General features: G+C 62.0%; 24 protein-coding genes. 20 read left to right on the forward strand and 4 right to left on the reverse strand.

Annotated elements, in window-relative coordinates; translation table 11 throughout:
- Positions 1-134: 134 nt before the first annotated feature.
- Positions 135-629 (reverse strand): hypothetical protein, encoded by a 495-nt coding sequence (locus tag FHT69_RS22030; protein ID WP_047615589.1) that lies wholly within the window; start codon positions 627-629, stop codon positions 135-137.
- A 315-nt stretch (positions 630-944) separates the two neighbouring features.
- On the opposite strand from FHT69_RS22030, the gene sdhC reads away from it, so the two are divergent.
- From sdhC to FHT69_RS22120, 18 genes are all read left to right on the forward strand, one after another.
- Complete coding sequence (sdhC, locus tag FHT69_RS22035) at positions 945-1,340, forward strand: succinate dehydrogenase, cytochrome b556 subunit (protein ID WP_047616030.1); 396 nt, start codon at positions 945-947, stop codon at positions 1,338-1,340.
- Positions 1,341-1,350: 10 nt separating this feature from the next.
- A complete protein-coding gene (gene sdhD, locus FHT69_RS22040) occupies positions 1,351-1,731 on the forward strand; it encodes a succinate dehydrogenase, hydrophobic membrane anchor protein (RefSeq protein WP_047615588.1) in 381 nt (126 codons plus the stop codon).
- Between the two features lie 7 nt (positions 1,732-1,738).
- On the forward strand, positions 1,739-3,580 hold the full coding sequence (gene sdhA / locus FHT69_RS22045) for a succinate dehydrogenase flavoprotein subunit (RefSeq protein ID WP_047615587.1): 1,842 nt from the start codon (positions 1,739-1,741) through the stop codon (positions 3,578-3,580).
- An 18-nt stretch (positions 3,581-3,598) separates the two neighbouring features.
- Positions 3,599-4,378 carry a succinate dehydrogenase iron-sulfur subunit gene (locus FHT69_RS22050; protein WP_003567268.1) on the forward strand — a complete coding sequence of 260 codons (780 nt, stop codon included), beginning with the start codon at positions 3,599-3,601 and terminating at the stop codon, positions 4,376-4,378.
- A 383-nt stretch (positions 4,379-4,761) separates the two neighbouring features.
- Positions 4,762-5,280, forward strand: a complete 519-nt coding sequence (locus FHT69_RS22055; protein ID WP_183905961.1) for a protease inhibitor Inh/omp19 family protein — start codon at positions 4,762-4,764, stop codon at positions 5,278-5,280.
- A gap of 47 nt (positions 5,281-5,327) precedes the next feature.
- On the forward strand, positions 5,328-6,491 hold the full coding sequence (gene zapE / locus FHT69_RS22060; RefSeq protein WP_183905962.1) for a cell division protein ZapE: 1,164 nt from the start codon (positions 5,328-5,330) through the stop codon (positions 6,489-6,491).
- 177 nt (positions 6,492-6,668) lie between these two features.
- Positions 6,669-7,631, forward strand: a complete 963-nt coding sequence (mdh, locus tag FHT69_RS22065; RefSeq protein WP_007822364.1) for a malate dehydrogenase — start codon at positions 6,669-6,671, stop codon at positions 7,629-7,631.
- Between the two features lie 34 nt (positions 7,632-7,665).
- Positions 7,666-8,859: an ADP-forming succinate--CoA ligase subunit beta gene (gene sucC / locus FHT69_RS22070; RefSeq protein WP_063473781.1), complete on the forward strand. Its 1,194-nt coding sequence runs from the start codon at positions 7,666-7,668 to the stop codon at positions 8,857-8,859.
- Positions 8,860-8,867: 8 nt separating this feature from the next.
- The gene (locus FHT69_RS22075) at positions 8,868-9,359 is read left to right on the forward strand and encodes a DUF1579 family protein (protein ID WP_063473780.1); all 492 of its coding nucleotides are present in this window, start codon (positions 8,868-8,870) and stop codon (positions 9,357-9,359) included.
- A 13-nt stretch (positions 9,360-9,372) separates the two neighbouring features.
- Positions 9,373-10,275 carry a succinate--CoA ligase subunit alpha gene (gene sucD, locus FHT69_RS22080; protein ID WP_063473779.1) on the forward strand — a complete coding sequence of 301 codons (903 nt, stop codon included), beginning with the start codon at positions 9,373-9,375 and terminating at the stop codon, positions 10,273-10,275.
- Positions 10,276-10,447: 172 nt separating this feature from the next.
- Positions 10,448-13,432 carry a 2-oxoglutarate dehydrogenase E1 component gene (locus FHT69_RS22085; RefSeq protein ID WP_063473907.1) on the forward strand — a complete coding sequence of 995 codons (2,985 nt, stop codon included), beginning with the start codon at positions 10,448-10,450 and terminating at the stop codon, positions 13,430-13,432.
- 15 nt (positions 13,433-13,447) lie between these two features.
- Positions 13,448-13,756, forward strand: coding sequence for a YciI family protein (locus tag FHT69_RS22090; RefSeq protein WP_047615578.1), 309 nt, complete (start codon positions 13,448-13,450; stop codon positions 13,754-13,756).
- Positions 13,757-13,795: 39 nt separating this feature from the next.
- Positions 13,796-15,058: a 2-oxoglutarate dehydrogenase complex dihydrolipoyllysine-residue succinyltransferase gene (odhB, locus tag FHT69_RS22095; protein WP_047615577.1), complete on the forward strand. Its 1,263-nt coding sequence runs from the start codon at positions 13,796-13,798 to the stop codon at positions 15,056-15,058.
- A gap of 13 nt (positions 15,059-15,071) precedes the next feature.
- Positions 15,072-15,821, forward strand: a complete 750-nt coding sequence (locus FHT69_RS22100; RefSeq protein WP_097543603.1) for a DUF4241 domain-containing protein — start codon at positions 15,072-15,074, stop codon at positions 15,819-15,821.
- Complete coding sequence (locus tag FHT69_RS22105) at positions 15,818-16,345, forward strand: hypothetical protein (protein ID WP_097543604.1); 528 nt, start codon at positions 15,818-15,820, stop codon at positions 16,343-16,345. The genes FHT69_RS22100 and FHT69_RS22105 overlap by 4 nt, the downstream gene beginning before the upstream one ends.
- Entirely contained in the window at positions 16,342-17,094 is a 753-nt protein-coding gene (locus tag FHT69_RS22110) for an SDR family oxidoreductase (protein ID WP_097543605.1), read from the forward strand. The genes FHT69_RS22105 and FHT69_RS22110 overlap by 4 nt, the downstream gene beginning before the upstream one ends.
- Before the next feature lie 97 nt (positions 17,095-17,191).
- A complete protein-coding gene (gene lpdA / locus FHT69_RS22115) occupies positions 17,192-18,598 on the forward strand; it encodes a dihydrolipoyl dehydrogenase (protein ID WP_127431283.1) in 1,407 nt (468 codons plus the stop codon).
- 105 nt (positions 18,599-18,703) lie between these two features.
- Entirely contained in the window at positions 18,704-19,204 is a 501-nt protein-coding gene (locus FHT69_RS22120; protein ID WP_047615571.1) for a cytochrome b, read from the forward strand.
- Positions 19,205-19,216: 12 nt separating this feature from the next.
- Here FHT69_RS22120 and FHT69_RS22125 read toward each other — a convergent pair whose 3' ends face one another.
- Positions 19,217-20,293 carry a TraB/GumN family protein gene (locus tag FHT69_RS22125; protein WP_063473447.1) on the reverse strand — a complete coding sequence of 359 codons (1,077 nt, stop codon included), beginning with the start codon at positions 20,291-20,293 and terminating at the stop codon, positions 19,217-19,219.
- A 101-nt stretch (positions 20,294-20,394) separates the two neighbouring features.
- On the reverse strand, positions 20,395-21,330 hold the full coding sequence (locus tag FHT69_RS22130; protein WP_047615569.1) for a tyrosine recombinase XerC: 936 nt from the start codon (positions 21,328-21,330) through the stop codon (positions 20,395-20,397).
- A gap of 139 nt (positions 21,331-21,469) precedes the next feature.
- On the opposite strand from FHT69_RS22130, the gene FHT69_RS22135 reads away from it, so the two are divergent.
- Both FHT69_RS22135 and FHT69_RS22140 read left to right on the forward strand, forming a co-directional pair.
- The gene (locus FHT69_RS22135; RefSeq protein ID WP_097543610.1) at positions 21,470-22,420 is read left to right on the forward strand and encodes a GNAT family N-acetyltransferase; all 951 of its coding nucleotides are present in this window, start codon (positions 21,470-21,472) and stop codon (positions 22,418-22,420) included.
- Positions 22,421-22,434: 14 nt separating this feature from the next.
- Positions 22,435-22,899 (forward strand): GNAT family N-acetyltransferase, encoded by a 465-nt coding sequence (locus FHT69_RS22140; RefSeq protein ID WP_168333349.1) that lies wholly within the window; start codon positions 22,435-22,437, stop codon positions 22,897-22,899.
- Here FHT69_RS22140 and FHT69_RS22145 read toward each other — a convergent pair.
- Positions 22,880-23,812, reverse strand: coding sequence for a dihydrodipicolinate synthase family protein (locus FHT69_RS22145; RefSeq protein WP_047615565.1), 933 nt, complete (start codon positions 23,810-23,812; stop codon positions 22,880-22,882). The genes FHT69_RS22140 and FHT69_RS22145 overlap by 20 nt on opposite strands.
- Positions 23,813-23,821 lie beyond the last annotated feature (9 nt).

Genomic DNA, 23,821 nt, shown 5'->3' on the forward strand with positions numbered 1-23,821 from the left:
TCCTGTCAGCAAAGCTGACCAGGGAAAGGCTCTAAAGCGCGTCGCGTCAAATCGGAATCATGCGACGCGCTTTAAGTCATTGTTTTATGCATGTCGTTGTCCCAAAACCGCTGTACACTTTTGGGCGACATGCATTAAGGCCGGATGATGCAGACATTGGCCTCGTAGGCGCAGGGATCGTCCTGCACGGCGACGTCGATGACCTTCGCCTTCGGCGCCAGCTGTTCAGGCCGCGGGGCCGGATAGAAACCATAGCCGTCGCCGCCGACATAGGTTCCGCCATCGACCTGATAGGCATAGGAAGAGCCGGCATAGGTGCCGCCGCTGTCGCCACCCTGCGCTTGGGGCAGGACGAAGATGAGATTGCTGCGGGCGATGCGATTTGTCGCCGGCGATGAAAACTGTTTCAGGAACGGCATCCGCTCTTTGCGGTTGCGATACCGATAGGCATTGTCGAAACGGATGCCGCGATCGCGCCAGCCGACACGTTCGCCGAGGAACAATCCGCCGTGGACAGCGTGGCGATGGCCGGGAAAGCGATGATCGCTGCGGCGGTCGCCGGCTTCGGCGGGCAAAGCGGCAAGTGCGGACAGGGCAAGCAGGGTGACTGCGGACAAACTGCGAAACATGGGTGGCCGGCCTCCGGAATTCCGATCCTTAACAAATCGTTAACGCCAGATTGCGCCAAAAGCCGAAGCTTGTCCATTCAGGTCCGAGCATCGGCATCAAATTTGAGCGGAGGAGACCAGTTTCTTTAGCCTGCAAACTTCCCGGTAACGCGAATCGATTAAATTAAAAGCAGACAGCGATTGTGCTTGTCGTCGGCGTTTCCGGTGATTAAACGTCGCAATTGATGCAACGCACACAGAGAATTTTGTCATTCGTGTGGTTGACTGAGCATGCTCCGAAATCCGGGAGCGCAGAGAAGCCGCCGCGAGGTTCTGATGGCGAACGTGACAAATAACCGGCCCCTATCGCCGCATCTGCAGATTTACAAACCTATTCCCACCATGATCATGTCCATCGTCCACCGCATTACCGGTGGCGCGCTCTACGTCGGCACGCTGCTCGTCGCCTGGTGGCTGATCGCGGCGGCAAGCGGCCAGGGCTCCTATGACTGGGCCAACTGGGTGCTTGGCAGCCTTCTCGGCAAGCTCGTGCTTCTCGGTTACACCTGGGCGCTGCTGCACCACATGCTCGGCGGCTTTCGCCACTTCATGTGGGATCTCGGTTACGGTTTCGGGAAGGAATTCTCGACCAAGCTCGCCATCGCCAACATCATCGGGTCGCTCTGTCTGACCGTGCTGGTCTGGGTGATCGGCTTCCTCATTCGCTTCTGAAGGTCCTCTCATGGATATGCGCACCCCCCTCGGCAAGGTTCGCGGGCTCGGCTCCGCCAAGGACGGCACGGACCATTTCTGGCGCCAGCGGCTGACGGCCGTCGCCAATGTTCCGCTCATCCTCTTCTTTCTCATCTTCATGCTCGTCTATGCCGGCGCGCCTTATGCGGATGTGGTTCGCGCGCTGTCGAACCCCTTCGTCGCTGTTGTCATGGGGCTGATGGTGATCTCCGGCGTCATCCACATGAAACTCGGCATGCAGGTCATCATCGAGGATTACGTGCACGGTGAGTTCGGCAAGATCGCGCTGCTGATGCTGAACACGTTCTTTGCAATCCTGATCGCCGGCCTCTGTCTCTTCGCCATTCTGAAAATCGCATTCGTAGGATAAGCTTGATATGGCACCGACTTCACCCGCCCAGAATGGCAAGGCCTACAAGTATGTCGATCACTCCTACGACGTGATCGTCGTCGGCGCCGGCGGCGCCGGCTTGCGCGCCACGCTGGGGATGGCCGAGCAGGGTTTTCGCACGGCGTGCATCACCAAAGTATTCCCGACCCGTTCGCACACGGTCGCGGCCCAGGGCGGCATCGCCGCCTCGCTGCGCAACATGACGCCGGACAGCTGGCAGTGGCACCTCTACGACACCGTCAAGGGTTCCGACTGGCTCGGCGACGTCGACGCCATGCAGTATCTCACCATGGAAGCGCCGAAGGCGGTCTATGAGCTCGAGCATTACGGCGTGCCGTTCTCGCGCAACGAGGAAGGCAAGATCTACCAGCGCCCGTTCGGCGGCCACATGCAGAATTACGGCGAAGGCCCGCCGGTCCAGCGCACCTGCGCCGTTGCCGACCGTACCGGCCACGCCATCCTGCATACGCTCTACGGTCAGTCGCTGCGCAACAATGCCGAATTCTTCATCGAGTATTTCGCGCTCGACCTGATCATGTCGGAAGACGGCAGCCGCTGCACCGGCGTCGTCGCCTGGTGCCTCGACGACGGCACGATCCATCGCTTCGCCGCCAAGATGGTGGTGCTGGCGACCGGCGGTTACGGCCGCGCCTATTTCTCGGCAACGTCGGCCCACACCTGCACCGGCGACGGCGGCGGCATGGTGGCGCGTGCCGGCCTGCCGCTGCAGGATATGGAATTCGTGCAGTTCCACCCGACCGGCATCTATGGTTCGGGCTGTCTGATCACCGAAGGCGCCCGCGGCGAAGGCGGTTACCTCGTCAACTCCGAGGGTGAGCGCTTCATGGAGCGTTACGCGCCTTCGGCCAAGGACCTTGCCTCGCGCGACGTCGTTTCGCGCTGCATGACGCTTGAGATCCGCGAGGGCCGGGGCGTCGGCAAGAACAAGGACCACATCTTCCTGCATCTCGACCATCTCGATCCGGCCGTTCTGCATGAACGCCTGCCGGGGATTTCCGAGAGCGCCAAGATCTTCGCTGGCGTCGACGTCACGCGCGAGCCGATCCCGGTTCTGCCGACCGTTCATTACAATATGGGCGGCATTCCGACGAATTATTGGGGCGAAGTGCTGAACGCCGACAGCGCCAATCCGGAACGGATCATCCCCGGCCTGATGGCCGTGGGTGAAGCCGGCTGCGCTTCGGTGCACGGCGCCAACCGCCTCGGCTCCAACTCGCTGATCGACCTCGTGGTCTTCGGCCGCGCCGCTGCGATCCGCGCCGGCGAGGTGATCGACCGCGCAGCGCCGGTCCCGCATCTCAACGTCGCAGCCTGCGACAGGATCATGGACCGCTTCGACGGTCTGCGCCACGCCAGCGGCGCCACGCCGACGGCGGAACTGCGCGAGAAGATGCAGCGCGCCATGCAGGAAGACGCCGCCGTCTTCCGCACGCAGGAATCGCTGGAATCCGGTTGCCGGCGCATTTCGGCGATCTGGCAGGAAATGGGCGATCTGAAGGTCACCGACCGTTCGATGATCTGGAACTCCGATCTCGTGGAAACACTCGAGCTGCAGAACCTGATGGCCAACGCCATCACGACGATCTACGGCGCCGAGGCCCGCAAGGAGAGCCGTGGTTCGCATGCGCGCGAGGACTATACCGAGGGTGCATTCGCCGGCCGCGACGACGTCAACTGGCGCAAGCACACGCTCGCCTGGGTCAACGAGGCAGGCGACGTGAAACTCGACTACCGGCCGGTTCACACCGAGCTCATCGCCGAAGGCATCGATCCGCAGAAGATCGCGCCGAAGGCTCGCGTGTACTGATCTCAAGAGGAACCTGCTATGGTTGAACTCGCTCTCCCCAAGAATTCTCAGATGCGCGAAGGCAAGGTCTGGCCGAAGCCGGCGGGTGCCAAGAACACCCGCGAGTTTCGCGTCTATCGCTGGAGCCCGGATGACGGCCAGAACCCGTCGATCGATACGTTCTACATCGATGTCGACGATTGCGGGCCGATGGTGCTCGACGGTCTGCTCTACATCAAGAACAAGATCGACCCGACGCTGACGCTGCGCCGTTCCTGTCGCGAGGGCATCTGCGGATCCTGCGCGATGAATATCGACGGCACCAACACGCTCGCCTGCACCAAGGGCCTCGACGATATCAAGGGTGCGGTGAAGATCTATCCGCTGCCGCATCTACCCGTCGTCAAGGATCTGGTTCCCGACCTCACCAACTTCTATGCCCAGCATCGTTCGATCGAGCCGTGGCTGAAGACGGTGTCGCCGGCGCCGGCCAAGGAATGGAAGCAGAGCCACGAGGACCGGCAGAAGCTCGACGGCCTGTATGAATGCATCCTCTGCGCCTGCTGCTCGACCTCCTGTCCGAGCTACTGGTGGAATGGCGACCGTTATCTCGGTCCGGCCGTTTTGTTGCAGGCCTATCGCTGGCTGATCGATTCCAGAGACGAGGCGACCGGCGAACGCCTCGACAATCTCGAGGATCCGTTCCGTCTCTATCGCTGCCACACGATCATGAACTGTGCGCAGACCTGCCCGAAGGGCCTCAACCCGGCCAAGGCGATCGCCGAAATCAAGAAGATGATGGTCGAGCGCCGGGTTTGATCAGCGTGCATGCCACGACGGAATAGACGGCTTCGATCCCGAAGCCGTCACAGAGATCAGGTCGCGGCTTTGCATCTGTGCACGAACAGGGCATTCGCATCATGGTGATGGTGCAATTCTCTTGAGTTCGCTGGAGCGCTCTTCCGAGACATTGCGCGAGTTCGACAGGCATCCTGACAGAGATGAACGCGCGCAACACCTTGCTGACAAATTCTATGTGCAGGAAGTTTTGCAGCGGGACAGTTGAACTGTATCGTTTTTCGGTTAGTTGTTGTCACGGGCAATTTGTGCAGCCCGACTTGATTAACCAAAGCGAATTACGATAATCGGACTTGTCTCACGCCCGTTTCTCTACGGCGATAGCCGAATTCAGGAGTATGATGATGCAGTTGCGATATGCGATGACAGGTCTGGTGGTGGCTCTCGCGCTAGCCGGTTGTCAGCGTACGGCATATGATTACAGCTCCAACAACGCCAGTGCCGCGCCGGCGCCGCTGACGGCGCAGCCGGTGCCCTCGGTACAGGGCGGGCAGCTTCCGCCACCGACCGGAAGTTCGCAGTTTCCGGCCGCGCCGACGGCGACGGCGCCGATGCCGGGCGCTCAGCCTGGCGCAATGGCGGCGAATGCGCTTGATGTCACCAAGGAATCGATGGTCGGAAGCTGGCGCGTCAACGGCGGCTGCGACATGTTCCTGACGCTGACCAATCTCGGCAGCGGTTCGCGCGGCGGTACCCGCGGCTGCGTCGGCGAGCTGACGGCAATGGGGTCCTGGGAAGTTTCCGGCAAGCAGGTGCTGCTCAAGGACCGTTCGGGCAACCAGATCGGCAGCGTCTACAAGACGGCCGACAACCGCTTTGACGGACAGACGAACACGGGTCAGCCGATCAGCCTCAGCCGGTAAATGTTCCGGCAGCTCTGCTGCGACGACTGACAGGCGGATATGCCCTCATGCAACCAATGCCGGATTATGCGCTCAGCGTCTGCGAACAGCTTAAAGCGCTGACAGCATCGGGGGCACTTCAGGTCGATTCCGCACAGATGGACGTGGCAAAGAGCCTCGACCGGGTGCTTGCCGGGCTCAAGCAACGGCGGCCGGCGGCAAAATCGAGCGCGCTTGGCTGGCTGTTTGCCGCCAAGAAGAAATCCGTCGACGGCCACAAGGGGCTTTACATCCACGGCAGCGTCGGGCGCGGCAAGACCATGCTGATGGACATGTTCTTCTCGATGGCGCCGTGCAGGAAGAAGCGCCGGGCGCATTTCCACGAATTCATGGCGGATGTGCATAACCGCATCGCCGCGCACCGGCTGAAGCTCAAGAATGGCGAGACGAAGCAGGCCGATCCGATGCCGCCCGTCGCCGCCGCGCTTTACGAGGAAGCCGAGCTTCTCTGCTTCGACGAGTTCACGGTCACGGATATCGCCGATGCGATGATCCTGTCGCGGCTGTTCTCCGAGCTTTTCGCACGCGGATGCGTGCTGGTCGCGACCTCGAACGTCGAGCCCGACAATCTCTATAAGGATGGCCTCAATCGCGGCCTCTTCCTGCCTTTCGTCACCTTACTCAAGCAGCATGTCGATGTCGTAACGCTGGATTCGCCCACCGATTACCGGATGGAGAAGCTGAACAGCCAGCCGGTCTATCTGGTGCCGATCAACGAGCATAATGACATGGCGATGGATGCGTCCTGGACGCAGGCGCTGCATGGGCGCAAGGCGCAGCCGCTGGATATCCCGATGAAGGGGCGCCACATCCATGTGCCGTTCGCCGTCGACCGGATGGCGCGGTTTTCCTTCACCGATCTTTGTGACAAGCCGCTCGGAGCAGCCGACTTTCTGGCAATCGCCGAACGCTTCGATATGGTCTTCGTCGATCACATTCCGTTGCTCGGGCCGGAAAAGCGGAACCAGATCAAACGGTTCATCATTCTGGTCGATACGCTCTACGATCATGCCGTGCGGCTTTACATCTCCGCGGCGGCGATGCCGGAGGAACTATTGGTGCACCGCAAGGGTACCGAAGGTTTCGAATTCGACCGCACGACGTCGCGGCTTTTCGAGATGCGCAGTGCAGAATATCTTGCGCTGCACCATGAGAAACGCGCCGCCGAGTAACAATCCGGTGACGAAACGTCTTACGTTTACGTAAGAATTTTTGTATCTAAACGATTGAAAACGCTGCATCAAAATTAATGGATTGCCATTTTTTGGCTTTGGGTCTATGCGATTGCGTCATTGGGCGGTGCCTTGTTGCGTCCGTCCGACGAATTTGATCGCAAAGGAAACAGCGAAATGGCGCGTAACAAGATCGCACTCATTGGTTCTGGCATGATTGGTGGCACGCTGGCGCACCTCGCCGGCCTGAAGGAACTGGGCGACATCGTCCTGTTCGACATCGCGGACGGTATTCCCCAGGGCAAGGGCCTCGACATCGCACAGTCCTCTCCGGTCGAAGGCTTCGATGCCAATCTGACCGGCGCCAGCGACTATTCGGCGATTGAGGGCGCTGACGTCTGCATCGTCACTGCCGGTGTTCCGCGCAAGCCTGGCATGAGCCGCGACGACCTTCTCGGCATCAACCTCAAGGTCATGGAGCAGGTCGGTGCCGGCATCAAGAAGTATGCGCCGAACGCCTTCGTGATCTGCATCACCAACCCGCTCGACGCCATGGTCTGGGCGCTGCAGAAATTCTCCGGCCTTCCGGCCAACAAGGTCGTCGGCATGGCCGGCGTTCTCGACTCCTCGCGTTTCCGTCTTTTCCTAGCCAAGGAATTCAACGTCTCCGTCCAGGATGTCACGGCCTTCGTGCTCGGTGGTCATGGCGACACGATGGTGCCGCTCGCCCGCTACTCGACGGTCGGTGGCATTCCGCTCACCGATCTCGTCACCATGGGCTGGGTCACCAAGGAACGCCTCGAAGAAATCATCCAGCGCACCCGTGACGGCGGCGCCGAAATCGTCGGCCTGCTGAAGACCGGCTCGGCCTATTATGCGCCGGCCGCCTCGGCGATCGAGATGGCCGAATCCTACCTCAAGGACAAGAAGCGCGTTCTGCCCTGCGCGGCCCATCTCACCGGCCAGTACGGCGTCAAGGACATGTATGTCGGCGTTCCCACCGTCATCGGCGCCGGCGGCGTCGAGCGCATCATCGAGATCGACCTCAACAAGACCGAGAAGGAAGCCTTCGACAAGTCCGTCGGCGCCGTCGCCGGTCTCTGCGAGGCCTGCATCAACATCGCGCCTGCCCTCAAGTAATCGGCGCTGAAGTAATCGAAACAGGGATAGACCCATGAACATTCATGAATATCAGGCCAAGGCTCTGCTGAAGGGCTATGGCGCGCCGGTTGCCGAGGGTGTGGCCATTCTCAAGGTCGAAGAAGCCGAGGCTGCCGCCAAGTCGCTTCCCGGTCCGCTTTACGTGGTCAAGAGCCAGATCCATGCCGGCGGCCGCGGCAAGGGCAAGTTCAAGGAACTCGGTCCGGATGCCAAGGGCGGCGTTCGCCTCGCCAAGTCGATCGAGGAAGTCGTTTCCCACGCCAAGGAAATGCTCGGAAACACGCTGGTGACCGCGCAGACCGGCGAAGCCGGCAAGCAGGTCAACCGCCTTTACATCGAAGACGGCGCCGACATCGCCCGCGAGCTCTATTGCTCGCTGCTGGTCGACCGCTCGGTCGGCCGGGTTGCCTTCGTCGTATCGACCGAAGGCGGCATGGACATCGAAGCCGTCGCCCACGACACACCCGAAAAGATCCAGACGATCGCCATCGATCCGGAAGCCGGCGTGACGGCTGCCGACGTTGCCGCGATCTCCAAGGCGCTTCAGCTTGACGGCGCTGCCGCCGAAGATGCGAAGGCGCTCTTCCCGGCGCTCTACAAGGCTTTCGGCGAAAAGGACATGGCTCTCCTGGAAGTCAATCCGCTGATCGTCATGAAGGATGGCCATCTGCGCGTCCTCGATGCCAAGATGTCTTTCGATGGCAACGCGCTTTTCCGTCACGACGACGTCAAGACGCTGCGCGACGAGACCGAAGAAGATGCCAAGGAAATCGAGGCCTCGAAGTGGGACCTCGCCTATGTCGCGCTCGACGGCAATATCGGCTGCATGGTCAACGGCGCCGGCCTTGCCATGGCGACCATGGATATCATCAAGCTTTACGGCAAGGAGCCGGCCAACTTCTGCGACGTCGGCGGCGGCGCCGGCAAGGAGAAGGTGGCAGCGGCTTTCAAGATCATCACCGCGGACCCCAAGGTCGAAGGTATTCTCGTCAACATCTTCGGCGGCATCATGAAATGCGATGTCATCGCCGAGGGCGTGATTGCCGCGGTCAAGGAAGTCGGTCTCAAGGTTCCGCTCGTCGTGCGCCTTGAGGGCACCAATGTCGAGCTCGGCAAGAAGATCCTGAACGAGTCGGGTCTCGCGATCACGGCGGCTGACGACTTGGACGATGCGGCCAAGAAGATCGTCGCGGCGATCAACGGCTGAGGACGATCATGGCCTTCCAGTCCACGCCCTCCGCTGCTCATTTCCGCCTCAACGCCTTCGCCGGCGTGTGGGAAGGGGACGAGCGCGTCGCGGCGTCGGCGTGGACGAGCGAAGGCAAGGCCAGTGCTGAGTTTTCCGGCGAGGCGTTGTTCGGCGGATTCTTCCTCGAGCAGCGCTATCGCCAGACGCGGGATGGTGCTGTTTCGTTCGAGGCGCGAAATATTTTCGGCTTCGATGCTTCGGACCAGACCTACAAACTCTACCAGTTCGACACCGCAGGTTTTGCGCCGCCCGTACCGGCGTCCGGCGAGTGGAACGGCAGTGAGCTTGTGCTGATGAAGACTTCGCCGCGCGGCAGCCAGCGCACCGTATTCACGTTTGAAAATGAAGACTGCTACCGGATGGGCGTCAGCTTTTCGCCTGCAGGCAGCGATACTTGGCAGGAGGTCGTCAGCGGCGTCTATCGTCGCGCGTCCTCCACGTCTTCCAACCTCTCCTAAACAAAGGCCTCGCATGTCCATTCTCGTCAACAAAGACACCAAGGTTCTCGTTCAGGGCCTAACCGGCAAGACCGGCACGTTCCACACCGAACAGGCGCTCGCTTACTACGGCACCCAGATGGTCGGCGGCATCCATCCGAAGAAGGGCGGCGAAACCTGGACCGGCGCAAAGGGCGAAAGCCTGCCGATCTTCGCAACCGTTGCCGAAGGCAAGGAAAAGACCGGCGCTGATGCGACGGTCATCTATGTTCCGCCGGCTGGCGCAGCCGATGCGATCATCGAGGCGATCGACGCCGAGATCCCGTTCATCACCTGCATCACCGAAGGCATCCCGGTCATGGACATGGTGCGTGTCAAGGCGCGCCTCGACCGCTCCAAGTCGCGCCTGCTCGGCCCGAACTGCCCGGGTATCCTGACGCCGGAAGAGTGCAAGATCGGCATCATGCCGGGCTCGATCTTCCGCAAGGGTTCGGTCGGTATCGTTTCCCGCTCGGGCACGCTGACCTATGAAGCCGTCTTCCAGACGTCAAACGAAGGCCTCGGCCAGACGACGGCCGTCGGCATCGGCGGCGACCCGGTCAAGGGCACCGAGTTCATCGACGTCCTGGAAATGTTCCTGGCCGACGCAGCTACCCAATCGATCATCATGATCGGCGAAATCGGCGGTTCGGCTGAAGAGGATGCTGCGCAGTTCCTCAAGGACGAAGCCAAGAAGGGCCGCAAGAAGCCGATGGCTGGCTTCATTGCCGGCCGTACGGCGCCGAAGGGCCGCACCATGGGCCATGCCGGCGCTGTGGTTTCCGGCGGCAAGGGCGATGCGGAATCGAAGATCGCGGCGATGGAATCGGCAGGCATCAAAGTGTCGCCGTCTCCGGCCCGCCTCGGCAAGACGCTGGTTGAAGTCCTCAAGGGCTAAAACCACTTAAAGACCCGGGCGGAGGAACGGCATCTGCGCCTTCCGCCCGGCCTTGACGGTACGAGACCAGCAGATGCGCCGCGGACAGGCGGCAATCGGAATGCGGCAGCCGGCGATCGAGCCGGCAAATTCATCAAAGTCAGGAGGCGGACGGAAGCGTCCGCATATCACCATGGCACGGCAAGAAGCCAACGAGCAATTTCAGATCACCTCGTTTCTGGATGGCGCCAATGCTGCCTATATCGAGCAGCTCTACGCCCGTTATGAAGACGATCCCAACTCGGTCGACGATCAGTGGCGGTCCTTCTTCAAGGCGCTGGAAGACGATCCGAACGATGTGAAGAAGGCGGCCAAGGGCGCTTCCTGGCGCAAGAAGAACTGGCCGCTGCAGGCAAGCGGCGATCTCGTCTCGGCGCTCGATGGCGACTGGGGCATCGTCGAGAAGGTGATCGAGACAAAGGTCAAGGCCAAGGCCGAAGCTGCAGGCAAGCCTGCCGACAGCACCGAGGTGCTGCAGGCGACGCGCGATTCCGTGCGCGCCATCATGATGATCCGCGCCTACCGCATGCGTGGCCACCTGCATGCCAAGCTCGACCCGCTCGGCATCGCCGCTCCGGTTGACGATTATCGCGAGCTGTCGGCGGAGAATTACGGCTTCACGGCCGCCGATTACGACCGCAAGATCTTCATCGACAACGTGCTCGGCCTGGAATACGCGACCATCCGTGAGATGATCGAAATCCTCGAGCGCACCTATTGCTCGACGCTCGGCGTCGAATTCATGCATATCTCCAATCCTGAAGAAAAGGCCTGGATCCAGGAGCGCATCGAAGGACCGGACAAGGGCGTGGCCTTCACGCCGGAAGGCAAGAAGGCGATCCTTGCCAAACTTGTCGAAGCCGAAGGCTACGAGCAGTTCCTCGACGTCAAGTTCAAGGGCACGAAGCGTTTCGGCCTCGATGGCGGCGAATCGCTGATCCCGGCGCTGGAACAGATCCTCAAGCGCGGCGGCCATCTCGGCCTCAAGGAAGCCGTGTTCGGCATGGCCCATCGCGGCCGCCTGAACGTGCTCTCCCAGGTCATGGGCAAGCCGCACCGGGCGATCTTCCACGAATTCAAGGGCGGCTCGGCCGCTCCCGACGAGGTCGAGGGCTCGGGCGACGTCAAGTACCATCTCGGTGCCTCCTCAGACCGCGAATTCGACGGCAACAAGATCCACGTTTCGCTGACGGCGAACCCGTCGCATCTCGAAATCGTCGATCCCGTCGTCATGGGCAAAGCCCGCGCCAAGCAGGACATGAATGCCGCGGTCTGGGACGGTGACATCATCCCGCTTTCCGAACGCGCCAAGGTTCTGCCGCTGCTGATCCACGGCGACGCGGCTTTTGCCGGTCAGGGTGTCATTGCCGAAATCCTCGGCCTTTCCGGTCTGCGCGGCCACCGCGTCGCCGGCACCATGCATGTGATCATCAACAACCAGATCGGCTTTACCACGAACCCGGCCTTCTCGCGCTCGTCGCCCTATCCGTCCGATGTCGCCAAGATGATCGAGGCGCCGATCCTGCACGTCAACGGCGACGATCCGGAAGCGGTGGTCTATGCCGCGAAGATCGCCACCGAATTCCGCATGAAGTTCCACAAGCCTGTGGTGCTCGACATGTTCTGCTATCGCCGCTACGGCCACAATGAAGGCGACGAACCGTCCTTCACGCAGCCGAAGATGTACAAGGTGATCCGCGCCCACAAGACCGTGCTGCAGCTCTATGCAGCCCGCCTCGTCGCCGAGGGCCTGCTCACTGAAGGCGAAGTCGAGAAGATGAAGGCTGATTGGCGCCTCCACCTCGAGCAGGAGTTCGAGGCTGGCCAGCAGTATAAGCCTAACAAGGCCGACTGGCTGGACGGCGAGTGGTCGGGCCTGCGCACGGCCGACAATGCCGACGAGCAGCGCCGCGGCAAGACCGCCGTGCCGATGAAGACTCTGAAGGAGATTGGCCGCAAGCTGTCCGAGATCCCGGCCGGCTTCAATGTGCACCGGACGATCCAGCGCTTCATGGAAAACCGCGCCAACATGATCGCCACCGGCGAGGGCATCGACTGGGCGATGGCCGAAGCGCTGTCTTTCGGCGCGCTCTGCGTCGAAGGCAGCAAGATCCGTCTGTCCGGCCAGGATTGCGAACGCGGCACCTTCTCGCAGCGCCACTCGGTTCTCTACGATCAGGAAACCGAAGAGCGCTACATCCCGCTCGCCAATCTTTCGCCGACGCAGGGGCGCTACGAAGTCATCAATTCGATGCTTTCGGAAGAGGCCGTGCTCGGTTTCGAATACGGCTATTCGCTCGCCCGCCCGAATGCGCTGACGCTCTGGGAAGCGCAGTTCGGCGATTTCGCCAACGGCGCGCAGGTGGTCTTCGACCAGTTCATCTCGTCGGGCGAACGCAAGTGGCTGCGCATGTCGGGCCTCGTCTGCCTGCTGCCGCACGGCTATGAGGGCCAGGGTCCGGAACACTCCTCGGCCCGCCTCGAGCGTTTCCTACAGCTTTGCGCCGAAGACAACATGCAGGTCGCCAACGTCACGACGCCGGCGAACTACTTCCACATCCTGCGCCGGCAGCTGAAGCGCGACTTCCGCAAGCCGCTGATCCTGATGACGCCGAAGTCGCTACTGCGCCACAAGCGGGCAGTCTCCACCCTTGCCGAAATGGCCGGCGAATCCGCCTTCCATCGCCTGCTCTGGGATGATGCCGAGGTGATCAAAGACGGCCCGATCAAGCTGCAGAAGGACAACAAGATCCGTCGTGTCGTCATGTGCTCCGGCAAGGTCTATTACGATCTTCTGGAAGAGCGTGAGAAGCGTGGCATCGACGACATCTATCTCCTGCGTGTCGAGCAGCTCTATCCGTTCCCGGCAAAGGCGCTGATCAACGAGCTGTCGCGCTTCCGCAATGCCGAGATGGTCTGGTGCCAGGAAGAGCCGAAAAACATGGGCGCATGGTCGTTCATCGACCCCTTCCTCGAATGGGTGCTCGCCCATATCGACGCGAAGTATCAGCGCGTTCGTTATACCGGCCGTCCGGCCGCCGCCTCGCCGGCGACGGGCCTGATGTCCAAGCATCTGTCGCAGCTCGCCGCATTCCTCGAGGATGCATTGGGCGGCTAAAATTAGGGGGGCGCAATGGCTTATTTCTTTCTGAGACTGCTGCCGCCGCGCCCCACTTTCCCGCATGACGGGACCGGGGAGGAAATGGCGGCGATGAAACGCCATGTCGAATACTGGCATCGGCACGCCCTTGCGGGATCGGCTGTTATAGTCGGCCCCGTCTTCGAGGGTGAAGGCGCCTGGGGCATGGCAATCGTCGAAGTCGAGGATCAGGCGGCGGCACAGGCCCTCGCCGACGGCGATCCGATCATCGCTTCCGGTTTCGGTTTCCGTTTCGATATCCTGCCGATGCCCTCGATCATCTCGCGGCCACCCGCCGTCTGAAACGCATAAACGAAAACACACGAAATCAGGATTTGAACAATGGCCACAGAAATCCGCGTTCCAACTCTCGGTGAATCCGTCAGCGAGGCAACCGTCGGCACCTGGTTCAAGAAGGTCGGCGACGCCATCAAGGCCGACGAGCCGATTCTCGAGCTTGAAACCGACAAGGTGACCATCGAAGTTCCGGCACCCGCCTCCGGCACGCTTTCGGAAATCGTCGCTGCCGCCGGCGAAACCGTCGGTCTCGGCGCACTGCTCGGCCAGATCGCCGAAGGCGCTGCCGCTGCTGCCGCGCCGGCTGCTGCTGCACCGGCCGCCGCGCCTGCTCAGCCGGCCCCGGCTGCTCCCGCTCAGCCGGCACCGGTTGCCGCTGCGGCGGCATCGTCGGCAAGCGCCTCCGTCTCCACCATGCCGCCGGCCCCGGCGGCTTCGAAGATGCTGGCTGAAAACAATCTTTCCGCCGACCAGGTCGACGGCAGCGGCAAGCGCGGCCAGGTGCTGAAGGGCGATGTCATCGCCGCCGTCGCCAAGGGCATTTCCGCTCCGGCGGCCGCACCCGCCGCCCCTGCTGCTGCACGCGGCCCGTCGACGGTCGAGGATGCCTCGCGCGAAGAACGCGTGAAGATGACGCGCCTGCGCCAGACGATCGCCAAGCGCCTCAAGGACGCGCAGAACACTGCCGCCATGCTCACCACCTACAATGAGGTGGACATGAAGGCGGTCATGGATCTGCGCAACAAGTACAAGGACATTTTCGAGAAGAAGCACGGCGTCAAGCTCGGCTTCATGGGCTTCTTCACCAAAGCGGTGACGCATGCGCTGAAGGAACTGCCGGCTGTTAATGCCGAGATCGACGGCACCGACGTCATCTACAAGAACTATTGCCATGTCGGCATGGCCGTCGGCACGGACAAGGGCCTCGTCGTTCCTGTCATCCGCGACGCCGACCAGATGTCGATCGCCGAAATCGAGAAGGAACTCGGCCGTCTTGCCAAGGCAGCCCGTGATGGCTCGCTCTCCATGGCCGACATGCAGGGCGGCACCTTCACCATCACCAATGGCGGCGTCTACGGTTCGCTCATGTCTTCGCCGATCCTCAACGCGCCGCAGTCCGGCATTCTCGGCATGCACAAGATCCAGGAGCGGCCGGTCGCGATCGGCGGCCAGGTGGTCATCCGTCCGATGATGTATCTGGCGCTGTCCTACGATCACCGCATCGTCGACGGCAAGGAAGCGGTCACCTTCCTCGTGCGCGTCAAGGAAAGCCTGGAAGATCCGGAACGTCTGGTTCTCGATCTCTAAGGGAGCGCTTTCGATGCGGAACCGGATCATGCGAGCGGCGCGCCTTCTTCTTTGCGCTGCCGCCGCGCATGTCCCGGTCTCCGCATCGGCCGCCGGCTGGGACATCAGCAAGGCAAGCAGCAATTTCGACCTGGTGGCGCTCACCGATGCCGAACTCTCCGGCCGATCGATTGGCGTGATCCATATGGGCAATGTCGAATTGACGTCGGGGCGCATCGTCGCGGCCGATCCGCTCGCCCAGCCCGATCGTCCGGCGCTCGCCAGAACGGTTGCACCGGGCGAATATCCGGTGACGCTCTACCAGGCGTTCGGGCGCATCGCTGCCGCCAGCATGCGGTTTGCCGAGGGCAAGCCGGATCATTGGGAGCTTGCGGTCCTGGCCGGGCAGGATCCGGCGACGCTGAAGGACGGAGAGATTTTCGGCTATCCCGTCGATGCCGGCCTCGGCTGCTACATGGATGCCGATACGCTTGATCTGATCGGAGAGCGCGAAGCGCAGGCGCAGGCGCAAAAAACCGATGCCGACGTCAATTATTACGACGACGTGCTGGCCTCGGACCTCGATGCCAACAAGGGCGCCTATGCGCTGCATCGGCCGGTTGCCGGCAAGAAGGGCAATGTCGCGGTGTTCTGGAGCGGCTGGGGCGACGGTTTTTATCCGGTCTTTTGGGGCCTCGACAAGGACGGCCGCGCGCTGGTGCTGCTGACGGATTTCAGCGTTGTCGAGAATGCCGACGGGCGGAAGGAGCCGAAGCTGCAATGAGCGGAAAGGTCGGGATCACGGCGGGGAAAGGCGTGGCTGCAATCGCAGCCGCAGCGTTTTTCGCCGCTCCGGTGTCCGCCTTTGCTGCCGCCTGCAAGCAGGAACGAGCCGTCTACGTCGATCGCGACGGCGCCTATGAATTGCGCTTTGCGCCGCTGAATTCTCCGTCGGCTGCCGCCAGCAACCAATTCAAGATCAGCGCGCTCAAGACGTCAGTCGTGATGGAAGGTTATGTCATGCCATCGGAGGATCCGGTGCGGGCCATCGGCATCCTGATGTTCAACTGCCCAGAGGGTGATGCGACCGGCGCCGATCTTAATGCCTGCACGGTCTGGCAGGGCGCCGTCTATGGCATGGATGCCGAGGGCGAGATGGACAATCTGCAGCCCGAGGGCGCCGCGGCGGCCGAAAAGGTCGTTCTCCCCGGCCTTGGTCCCGCCATTCGCGAATCCAGCGCCTGGGGCGAGGGCAAGGCTATGGTGGCCCCCTGGGACGTGCTGATTTTCAAGGAGTGTGCGACATGAGCGATGCCCCTGTTGTTCTCATTACCGGCGGAAGTCGGGGTATCGGTGCTGCCGCCGCACGGCTCGCCGCGCGCCAGCGCTGGCGTGTCGCGGTGAATTACGCCGCCAACCGTCAAGCCGCGGATGCCGTCGTGGCTTCGATCACGGGGGCCGGCGGCGAGGCCGTGGCGATCCAGGGTGACGTCGGCAAGGCCGCGGATATCGTCTCGATATTTGCGGCGGTCGACCGGCATTTCGGCCGCCTCGACGGGCTCGTCAACAATGCCGGCATCGTCGACTATCCCCAGCGGATCGACGAGATGTCGGTGGAGCGGATCGAGCGCATGCTGCGCGTCAATGTGACCGGCTCCATCCTCTGCGCCGCAGAAGCGATACGCCGCATGTCGAGTCGGCATGGCGGCCAGGGCGGCGCGATCGTCAATATCTCGTCGATGGCGGCGGTGCTCGGTTCAGCGACGCAGTATGTCGATTATGCCGCCTCGAAAGCGGCGATCGACACGTTCACCGTCGGGCTGGCGCGCGAGGTTGCCGCCGAGGGCGTCCGCGTGAATGCCATAAGGCCGGGTGTCATCGAAACCGACCTCCATGCTTCCGGCGGTTTGCCGGATCGCCCGCGCGAGCTGGCGCCGTCGATCCCGATGCAGCGGGCGGGCACGCCCGAGGAGGTGGCCGATGCGATCCTCTATCTTCTGTCACCTTCGGCTTCCTATATCACCGGCGCGATCCTCAATGTGAGCGGCGGCCGTTAGAGCGACAGGGTGAAAACAGCATGCAGCATATTCTCGAATTCCTCGGCCTGACGTCGCGCGCGGCCGATTAAACGAAAAATCCAAAGGGAAAGAAACAATGTCCTACGATGTGATCATTATCGGAACCGGCCCGGGCGGCTATGTCTGCGCTGTAAAGGCAGCCCAGCTCGGCCTCAAGGTCGCCGTCGTCGAAAAGCGGGCGACCTATGGCGGCACCTGCCTGAACGTCGGCTGCATTCCGTCGAAGGCGCTGCTGCATGCCTCCGAAATGTTCCATCAAGCCGGCCACGGGATGGGCGCTCTCGGCATCGACGTCTCGGCGCCGACGCTCAACCTCGGCAATATGATGGCCCACAAGGATGCGACGGTGAAGGCGAATGTCGACGGCGTCGCCTTCCTCTTCAAGAAGAACAAGATTGATGCCTTCCAGGGCACCGGCAAGGTCGTTTCGGCCGGCAAGGTTTCCGTCACCGCCGACGACGGCAAGGTGCAGGAGATCGAGGGTAAGAACATCGTCATCGCCACCGGCTCGGACGTCGCCGGCATTCCCGGTGTGCAGGTCGAAATCGACGAAAAGACCATCATCTCGTCCACCGGCGGCATCGCGCTGGAGAAGGTGCCGGAAACGCTGATCGTCGTCGGCGGCGGCGTTATCGGCCTCGAGCTCGGTTCGGTCTGGTCGCGCCTCGGCGCCAAGGTGACGGTGGTCGAATATCTCGACAACATCCTCGGCGGCATGGACGGCGAAGTCTCCAAGCAGTTCCAGCGCATGCTCGCCAAGCAGGGCATCGATTTCAATCTCAGCGCCAAGGTCACCGGCGTCGAAAAGGGCGACAAGGGCGCCAAGGTCACGTTCGAGCCGGTCAAGGGCGGCGACAAGGTGACACTCGACGCCGAAGTCGTGCTGATCGCCACCGGCCGCAAGCCCTATACGGCGGGTCTCGGGCTGGAAGAGGCCGGTGTCGTGCTCGACAATCGCGGCCGCGTGGAGATCGACGGTCACTTCAAGACCAATATCGACGGCATCTATGCGATCGGCGATGTGGTCAAGGGTCCGATGCTCGCGCACAAGGCGGAAGACGAGGGCGTGGCGCTTGCCGAAATCCTCGCCGGGCAACATGGCCATGTGAACTACGAGGTCATTCCGAGCGTCGTCTACACCCAGCCGGAAATCGCTTCCGTCGGCAAGACCGAGGAAGAGCTGAAAGCGGCAGGCGTCGCCTATAAGGTCGGCAAGTTCCCCTTCACTGCGAACGGGCGCGCCCGCGCGATGCTGGCAACCGACGGCTTCGTCAAGATCCTTGCCGACAAGGAAACCGACCGGGTGCTCGGCGGCCATATCGTCGGCTTCGGCGCCGGCGAGATGATCCACGAGATTGCCGTGCTGATGGAGTTCGGCGGTTCGTCAGAAGATCTCGGCCGGACCTGCCATGCGCATCCCACGATGTCGGAAGCGGTCAAGGAGGCTGCGCTCGCGACCTTCTTCAAGCCGATCCATATGTAATCTTACATATTCGTAACAAAGCATGCAGCCGCTTGCCGTGAGGTAGGCGGCTGTTTTAATTGTTGCGCATTGCAGAATTCAAATATCGGACGAAGGTGAGGAAAAATGGAGCAGCCGTCCATTGCGGGTTACAGCCTGAGCCAGCGTTTTCTTCACTGGGCGATCGCGCTGCTGATTTTCTTCAACCTGCTGTTTCCCGATGGCATGAATACCTGGCGTCGGCTGATACGCAGAGGCGAGGTGCCGACGCCGGAACAGATTTCGTCGGCGAATATCCACGCCTATGTCGGCATCGCCATCCTGCTGCTTGCCGTTCTCAGGCTGGGACTGCGTTTTAGCAAGGGCGTGCCGGCCGAGGTCGCGCAGGAGCCGGCGATCTTCCGTCTTGCCGCCAGGCTTGCCCATGCCGGCCTCTACATCCTGATCTTCGCGATGCCGCTTTCGGGCATCGCCGCCTACTACTTCGGCATCGTTCCCGCCGGTTCGTTCCACGCGGATATCATGAAGGTTATTCTCTGGGCGCTGATCGTGGCGCATGTCGCCGGCGCCCTCGTCCATCAGTTCTATTGGAAAAGCAACGTGCTGCGCCGCATGACGCTCGGCTGACCGTCGGCGGGTTCAGTTTATCGCGGTGACGGTAAAGCCTTGCTGGCGCAGCAGTTCGATGACGCCGTCCTTGCCGGGCAGGTGCAGGGCGCCGACGGCCATGAAGACGTTGCCGCCGTCGAGGATGGGAGCGGCGCGCTCGGCCATCACCTTGTTGCGGTCGAGGATGACGCGCTGCTCGAAGGCCGCATAATCGTTGGTTTCGCCTTTGTCTTCCGGTGTTACCGTTTTCAACATCGGCATCGTCAGGCCGATGTCGCCGGAGAGGTAGAGGTCGGTCATCGTCTCGACGACATCGCTCATCTTGTCGCCGAGTTCCAACGTCTCGATCAGCGACTTCAGATGGAATTCGATCGGCAGATCGGCCATGGCCTGGATCTGCTCGGCAAGGGTTTCCAGCCCCTTGACCTGTTTGCCCTGAGCAACGGCGTCGGTGGCGATCTTCTGGTCGAGGAACTGCACGCCTTTCGCCTTGCGGGCGATTTCGCAGGCCGGCAGGGCGACGGCGCTCGAAATCATCCAGGGCCGCATGCGGGAAACGGCACCGAGCGGAATGCCGCGCTGCTTCAGCCCGGCTTCAAGGCGCTTGTAATCTTCGGGAGAAAGCAGCTTGTCGATCGTCGTGCCATCGGTAAACATCGTCAATTCAGGCTTTGCGAGCAGGGCTGCGGTTGCCTTCCGCTCGTCGAGGATCTCGTCGGATTCGATGATGATCGTGCCGGCGGCGTCATGGGCGGCCTGGGCGCGGGGCGGTAGAGCCAGCACGCGCGGATCGGTGACATGCATGCTGCCGAGCAGCCACGAGGGTGCCAGTCCCGGCTTTTCGATCTTCCAGAAAATGCCCTTGCCATTCGGCGTGGCGTCGGCTTCCTTCAGCGCCTCGGCGTAGCGGGCGGGATCGTTCTGCTGCAGCTCGACCATCAGGTTGCGGCCGGCGCAGGCCGCCTCTTCGGCCGCCGCCGGCCTTGCAGCCAGGAAAGCGACAAACAGCGCGGCAAGAAGCAGCATGTGAAAGGCTGCAATCAGCCAGAGCAACAGATGAGCCGGCACTGCGAGGTAAGACGTCCGGCGGCCGATTGATGTCGTCATGATGGGTGTTCCGTCACATGCTCTGGTGGCTTCATGCTCTACGCCCGGCTTGCGCATATTCCTTTAAGAGAATGCGTTAACGAAAAGTTGCGAACGAAAAGTTACGCGCGCGGATGCGCCCGATCATACACCTCGAGCAGCCGCGACGCATCGACGCCGGTATAGACCTGCGTTGTGGAAAGGCTGGCATGGCCGAGCAGTTCCTGAATGGTGCGCAGATCGCCGCCGCCGGCAAGCAGGTGGGTGGCAAAGGAATGGCGCAACGCATGCGGTGTCGCCGTCTCCGGCAGGCCGAAGGCGCTGCGCATCTTCTGCATGGTCCGCTGAATGATCGCCGGCTGCAGCCTGCCGCCGCGGGCGCCGCGAAACAGCGGTTCGCTACTTTCGAGGTGATATGGGCAGAGCGCGCGATATTTCTCGACCGCGTCGAAGACCACGGGCAGCAGCGGCACCAGCCGCGTCTTGTTGCCCTTGCCGGTGATGCGCAGTGTCGTCGCGCCCTTCTGCAGGTCGGCGGGAACGAGATCCAGCGCTTCGGAGATGCGCAGGCCGCAGCCGTAGAGCAGCGTCATCACAGCCGCATCGCGCGCGGCGATCCAGGGTTCGTCATGGAGCTGGGCTTCGTCGCTGACGACGGTGATCGCCTGGGTATCCGAGAGTGGCTTGGGCAATGATTTCGGCTGTTTCGGCGAGCGTATCGCGGCAGCACCGGCGGCATTGACCAGGCCCTTCTTTTCGAGATGGCGCAGCAGCGAGCGAAGGCCGGCGAGATTGCGGCCGAGCGATCGGGCGCCGGAACCCTGCTTGCGTCGGGCGGCCAGGAAGGCGCGGAAATCGGCGGGGCGCAATTCCCTGATGTCGCCAAGCGTCGCCGGTCCGGCGAGGTGGCCGGTCAGAAAGGTCAGAAACTGGCGGGTGTCGCGTTCGTAAGCGTCCAGCGTGTGCTCGGAAAGACGGCGCTCGCGGGCGAGGTTTTCGAGCCATGCGGCCCGCTCCGCCATCAGGCGCGGATCGGCGATAACAAGCAGTTCGTTCACGTCGCGAGCCTTGAATTTGCCTTCAAGTCCGCCAATTTGAAGCAGGAACGGTTATGGAATTGCTAATGCCGGCCAAGCCTTTGTCATCCTTCGATCATATTGTACTGCGATAGCTTATACCCCATAGACAGGATCTTTCATGGCACGGCGCGATTCCATGACGGCTTTCGGACAGCTCGCGGAAGCGATCGCTCTCGTTTCACAGGGAAAGCCCGGTCATATCGTCGACACGCTGATTGCCGAACGCGGCCAGAGGATCGTCAAAAATCCACTCTGGCCGGTGATGCGACCGTTCCTCTACACGCTGCTGCGCTACAACAAGGCGCTCGAATTCGCCAATGCGGTTGCGAAAATGCCGGGCTTCCAGTCGTTCGAATATCTGAGCGACGTGCTGAAACTCGACATCGGCATCAGCCATGGCGAACGCATTCCGGAAACCGGCGGCTTCATCCTCGTCAGCAACCATCCGACCGGCATCGCCGACGGTGTTGCCGTGTTCGATCTCCTGAAAGCACGCCGGCCTGATATGATGTTCTTTGCCAATCGCGATGCCATCCGCGTCAATCCGCGCTTTGCCGAGATGATCATTCCCGTCGAATGGCGGGAGGAGCACAAGAGCAAGCTGAAGGCGCGCGAGACGCTGCAACTGACGAACCATGCGGTGAAGGAGGGCAAGGCGACCGTGCTCTTTCCCTCAGGCCGCATCGCCTATTGGGCGAACGGCCGGCTGAACGAACGCCCATGGAAGACCTCGGCCGTCGGACTGGCGCGCAAATACAATCTGCCGATCCTTCCCGTCCATATGACGGCGCGCAATTCCGGCCTGTTCTACTGGCTGGCGAAATGGTCGACCGAGCTTCGCGACATGACGGTGTTTCACGAGCTGCTGAACAAACGCGGCGATCGCTTCGATTTCGTGATCGGCAATCTCATCCCGGCCGAACATCTGGACGGCGACCTCACCGAGGTGACGAAAGCGCTGGAGAAACATACGGTGCGTGACATGGCGGTCGATGGTGATGCGACCTTCGCTCCGGTCGGCCTGCCGGATGCGGCAGTGCGCCGCGAGATTCCGGTCCCTGCAGCCTAGATTCGCGCACCACCATGACAGTCGATATCCGCATGATCCGCGATCGATTGCCGCAGCAGATCGCAGATCTCGAAAGCGAGGCCCGGCAGGAAGGTTATCGCCATATCACCCGCCTTATCGACGAATGGTCGGCCGGCGATGTCAGGTTCGAGGGTAACGGCGAAAGGCTGCTCGGCGCTTATGTCGATGCGGTGCTTGCCGGCGTCGGGGGCATGACCGTCGAAGCGGCCATGTCAGGGGCGTTGCGGATGCGGCGTTTCTATATCAGTCCCGCAATGCGCGGGCGCGGCATCGGCCGGATGCTTGCCCTGGCACTGCTCGACCATGCGCGGTCGTGCTGCTGCATCGTCACCGTTCATGCGGGAAACGATGGCGCGGCGAAATTCTGGGAGTCGCTCGGATTTCAGGCCAACGGGCAGTGCGGACACACACATCGTTTCGATCTGCATGGGTCGAGCTTCACGCCCCGATCTCGTTGAGGCGGATGGCCTGGCGCGCCAGCAGCCGCTCGACATCGGCAATATCGAGCGCCGACAGCCCGGCGCCCGGCTTGCGCAGGGCGGCGGACCTGATCACGCCGCGCTTGGCGAGCACGTATTTGCGCGAGGCAAGGCCGATGCCCTGCTGCTGTTCATAGCGGGCGAGCGGCAGATAGGCATCGAAGATCGCATGGGCGCGATCGGGATTTCCGGCCGCATAGGCCTCGACGACGCCGACCATCATCTCCGGATAACAAAAGCCGGTCATGGCGCCATCGGCGCCGCGGCCCATCTCTTCGGGCAGGAAAAGCCCGCCATTGCCGCAAAGGATGGATATGCGCCGCATGGCGCCCCTGTCGCTGGCAGCGCGAAGCGCTGATATTTTCGAAAGACCCGGCCAATCCTCGTGCTTGAGCATGACGCAATTCGGCACCTCGTTGACGATGCGCTCGATGACCTTGGGCGCGATCGTCACATTGGTGGTGAGCGGATAATCCTGCAGCACGAAGGGCGTATCGCCAAGGGTTTCGCCGACCGACTGGTAGAAGGCGAAAGCCTGATCGTCAGTCTTGACGGTCCAGGGCGGCGCGACCATGACGCCGGCAGCACCCGCCCCCATGACGGCTTCGGCGAGTTCGCGCATCGGCGCAAGTCCCGGCGCCGAGACGCCGACAACGACGGGAAGGCGCCCGTCAAGGCGCTTCAGCACCCGTTCGACCACGGCCCTCGATTCCTCGGCGGTCAATTTCGGGGCCTCGCCGAGCTGACCAAGCACCGTCAGCCCGGTGACGCCGGCGCCTTCGTAGAAATCGACCATGCTGTCGATGCTGGCGAGATCGAGAGAGCCATCATCGGTGAAGGGGGTTACGGCGATCACATAGACGCCCTTGGCATCTTCGGTCAGTCTGGCCATTCGTGGTCT

It is taken from the genome of Rhizobium sp. BK008 (genome assembly GCF_014197345.1).
GTDB lineage: Bacteria > Pseudomonadota > Alphaproteobacteria > Rhizobiales > Rhizobiaceae > Rhizobium > Rhizobium anhuiense.

Excerpts from the sequence above, each read along its gene's own strand:
- sucD (WP_063473779.1), top strand. The coding sequence starts at position 9,373 with ATGTCCATTCTCGTCAACAAAGACACCAAGGTTCTCGTTCAGGGCCTA.
- sdhC (WP_047616030.1), top strand. The coding sequence starts at position 945 with ATGGCGAACGTGACAAATAACCGGCCCCTATCGCCGCATCTGCAGATT.
- FHT69_RS22030 (WP_047615589.1), bottom strand. The coding sequence starts at position 629 with ATGTTTCGCAGTTTGTCCGCAGTCACCCTGCTTGCCCTGTCCGCACTT.
- sdhD (WP_047615588.1), top strand. The coding sequence starts at position 1,351 with ATGGATATGCGCACCCCCCTCGGCAAGGTTCGCGGGCTCGGCTCCGCC.
- mdh (WP_007822364.1), top strand. The coding sequence starts at position 6,669 with ATGGCGCGTAACAAGATCGCACTCATTGGTTCTGGCATGATTGGTGGC.
- sdhA (WP_047615587.1), top strand. The coding sequence starts at position 1,739 with ATGGCACCGACTTCACCCGCCCAGAATGGCAAGGCCTACAAGTATGTC.
- FHT69_RS22050 (WP_003567268.1), top strand. The coding sequence starts at position 3,599 with ATGGTTGAACTCGCTCTCCCCAAGAATTCTCAGATGCGCGAAGGCAAG.
- FHT69_RS22105 (WP_097543604.1), top strand. The coding sequence starts at position 15,818 with ATGAGCGGAAAGGTCGGGATCACGGCGGGGAAAGGCGTGGCTGCAATC.
- FHT69_RS22125 (WP_063473447.1), bottom strand. The coding sequence starts at position 20,293 with ATGACGACATCAATCGGCCGCCGGACGTCTTACCTCGCAGTGCCGGCT.
- FHT69_RS22140 (WP_168333349.1), top strand. The coding sequence starts at position 22,435 with ATGACAGTCGATATCCGCATGATCCGCGATCGATTGCCGCAGCAGATC.
- FHT69_RS22085 (WP_063473907.1), top strand. The coding sequence starts at position 10,448 with ATGGCACGGCAAGAAGCCAACGAGCAATTTCAGATCACCTCGTTTCTG.
- FHT69_RS22075 (WP_063473780.1), top strand. The coding sequence starts at position 8,868 with ATGGCCTTCCAGTCCACGCCCTCCGCTGCTCATTTCCGCCTCAACGCC.
- FHT69_RS22100 (WP_097543603.1), top strand. The coding sequence starts at position 15,072 with ATGCGGAACCGGATCATGCGAGCGGCGCGCCTTCTTCTTTGCGCTGCC.
- lpdA (WP_127431283.1), top strand. The coding sequence starts at position 17,192 with ATGTCCTACGATGTGATCATTATCGGAACCGGCCCGGGCGGCTATGTC.
- FHT69_RS22145 (WP_047615565.1), bottom strand. The coding sequence starts at position 23,812 with ATGGCCAGACTGACCGAAGATGCCAAGGGCGTCTATGTGATCGCCGTA.
- FHT69_RS22055 (WP_183905961.1), top strand. The coding sequence starts at position 4,762 with ATGCAGTTGCGATATGCGATGACAGGTCTGGTGGTGGCTCTCGCGCTA.
- FHT69_RS22135 (WP_097543610.1), top strand. The coding sequence starts at position 21,470 with ATGGCACGGCGCGATTCCATGACGGCTTTCGGACAGCTCGCGGAAGCG.
- FHT69_RS22120 (WP_047615571.1), top strand. The coding sequence starts at position 18,704 with ATGGAGCAGCCGTCCATTGCGGGTTACAGCCTGAGCCAGCGTTTTCTT.
- FHT69_RS22110 (WP_097543605.1), top strand. The coding sequence starts at position 16,342 with ATGAGCGATGCCCCTGTTGTTCTCATTACCGGCGGAAGTCGGGGTATC.
- FHT69_RS22090 (WP_047615578.1), top strand. The coding sequence starts at position 13,448 with ATGGCTTATTTCTTTCTGAGACTGCTGCCGCCGCGCCCCACTTTCCCG.
- zapE (WP_183905962.1), top strand. The coding sequence starts at position 5,328 with ATGCAACCAATGCCGGATTATGCGCTCAGCGTCTGCGAACAGCTTAAA.
- odhB (WP_047615577.1), top strand. The coding sequence starts at position 13,796 with ATGGCCACAGAAATCCGCGTTCCAACTCTCGGTGAATCCGTCAGCGAG.
- sucC (WP_063473781.1), top strand. The coding sequence starts at position 7,666 with ATGAACATTCATGAATATCAGGCCAAGGCTCTGCTGAAGGGCTATGGC.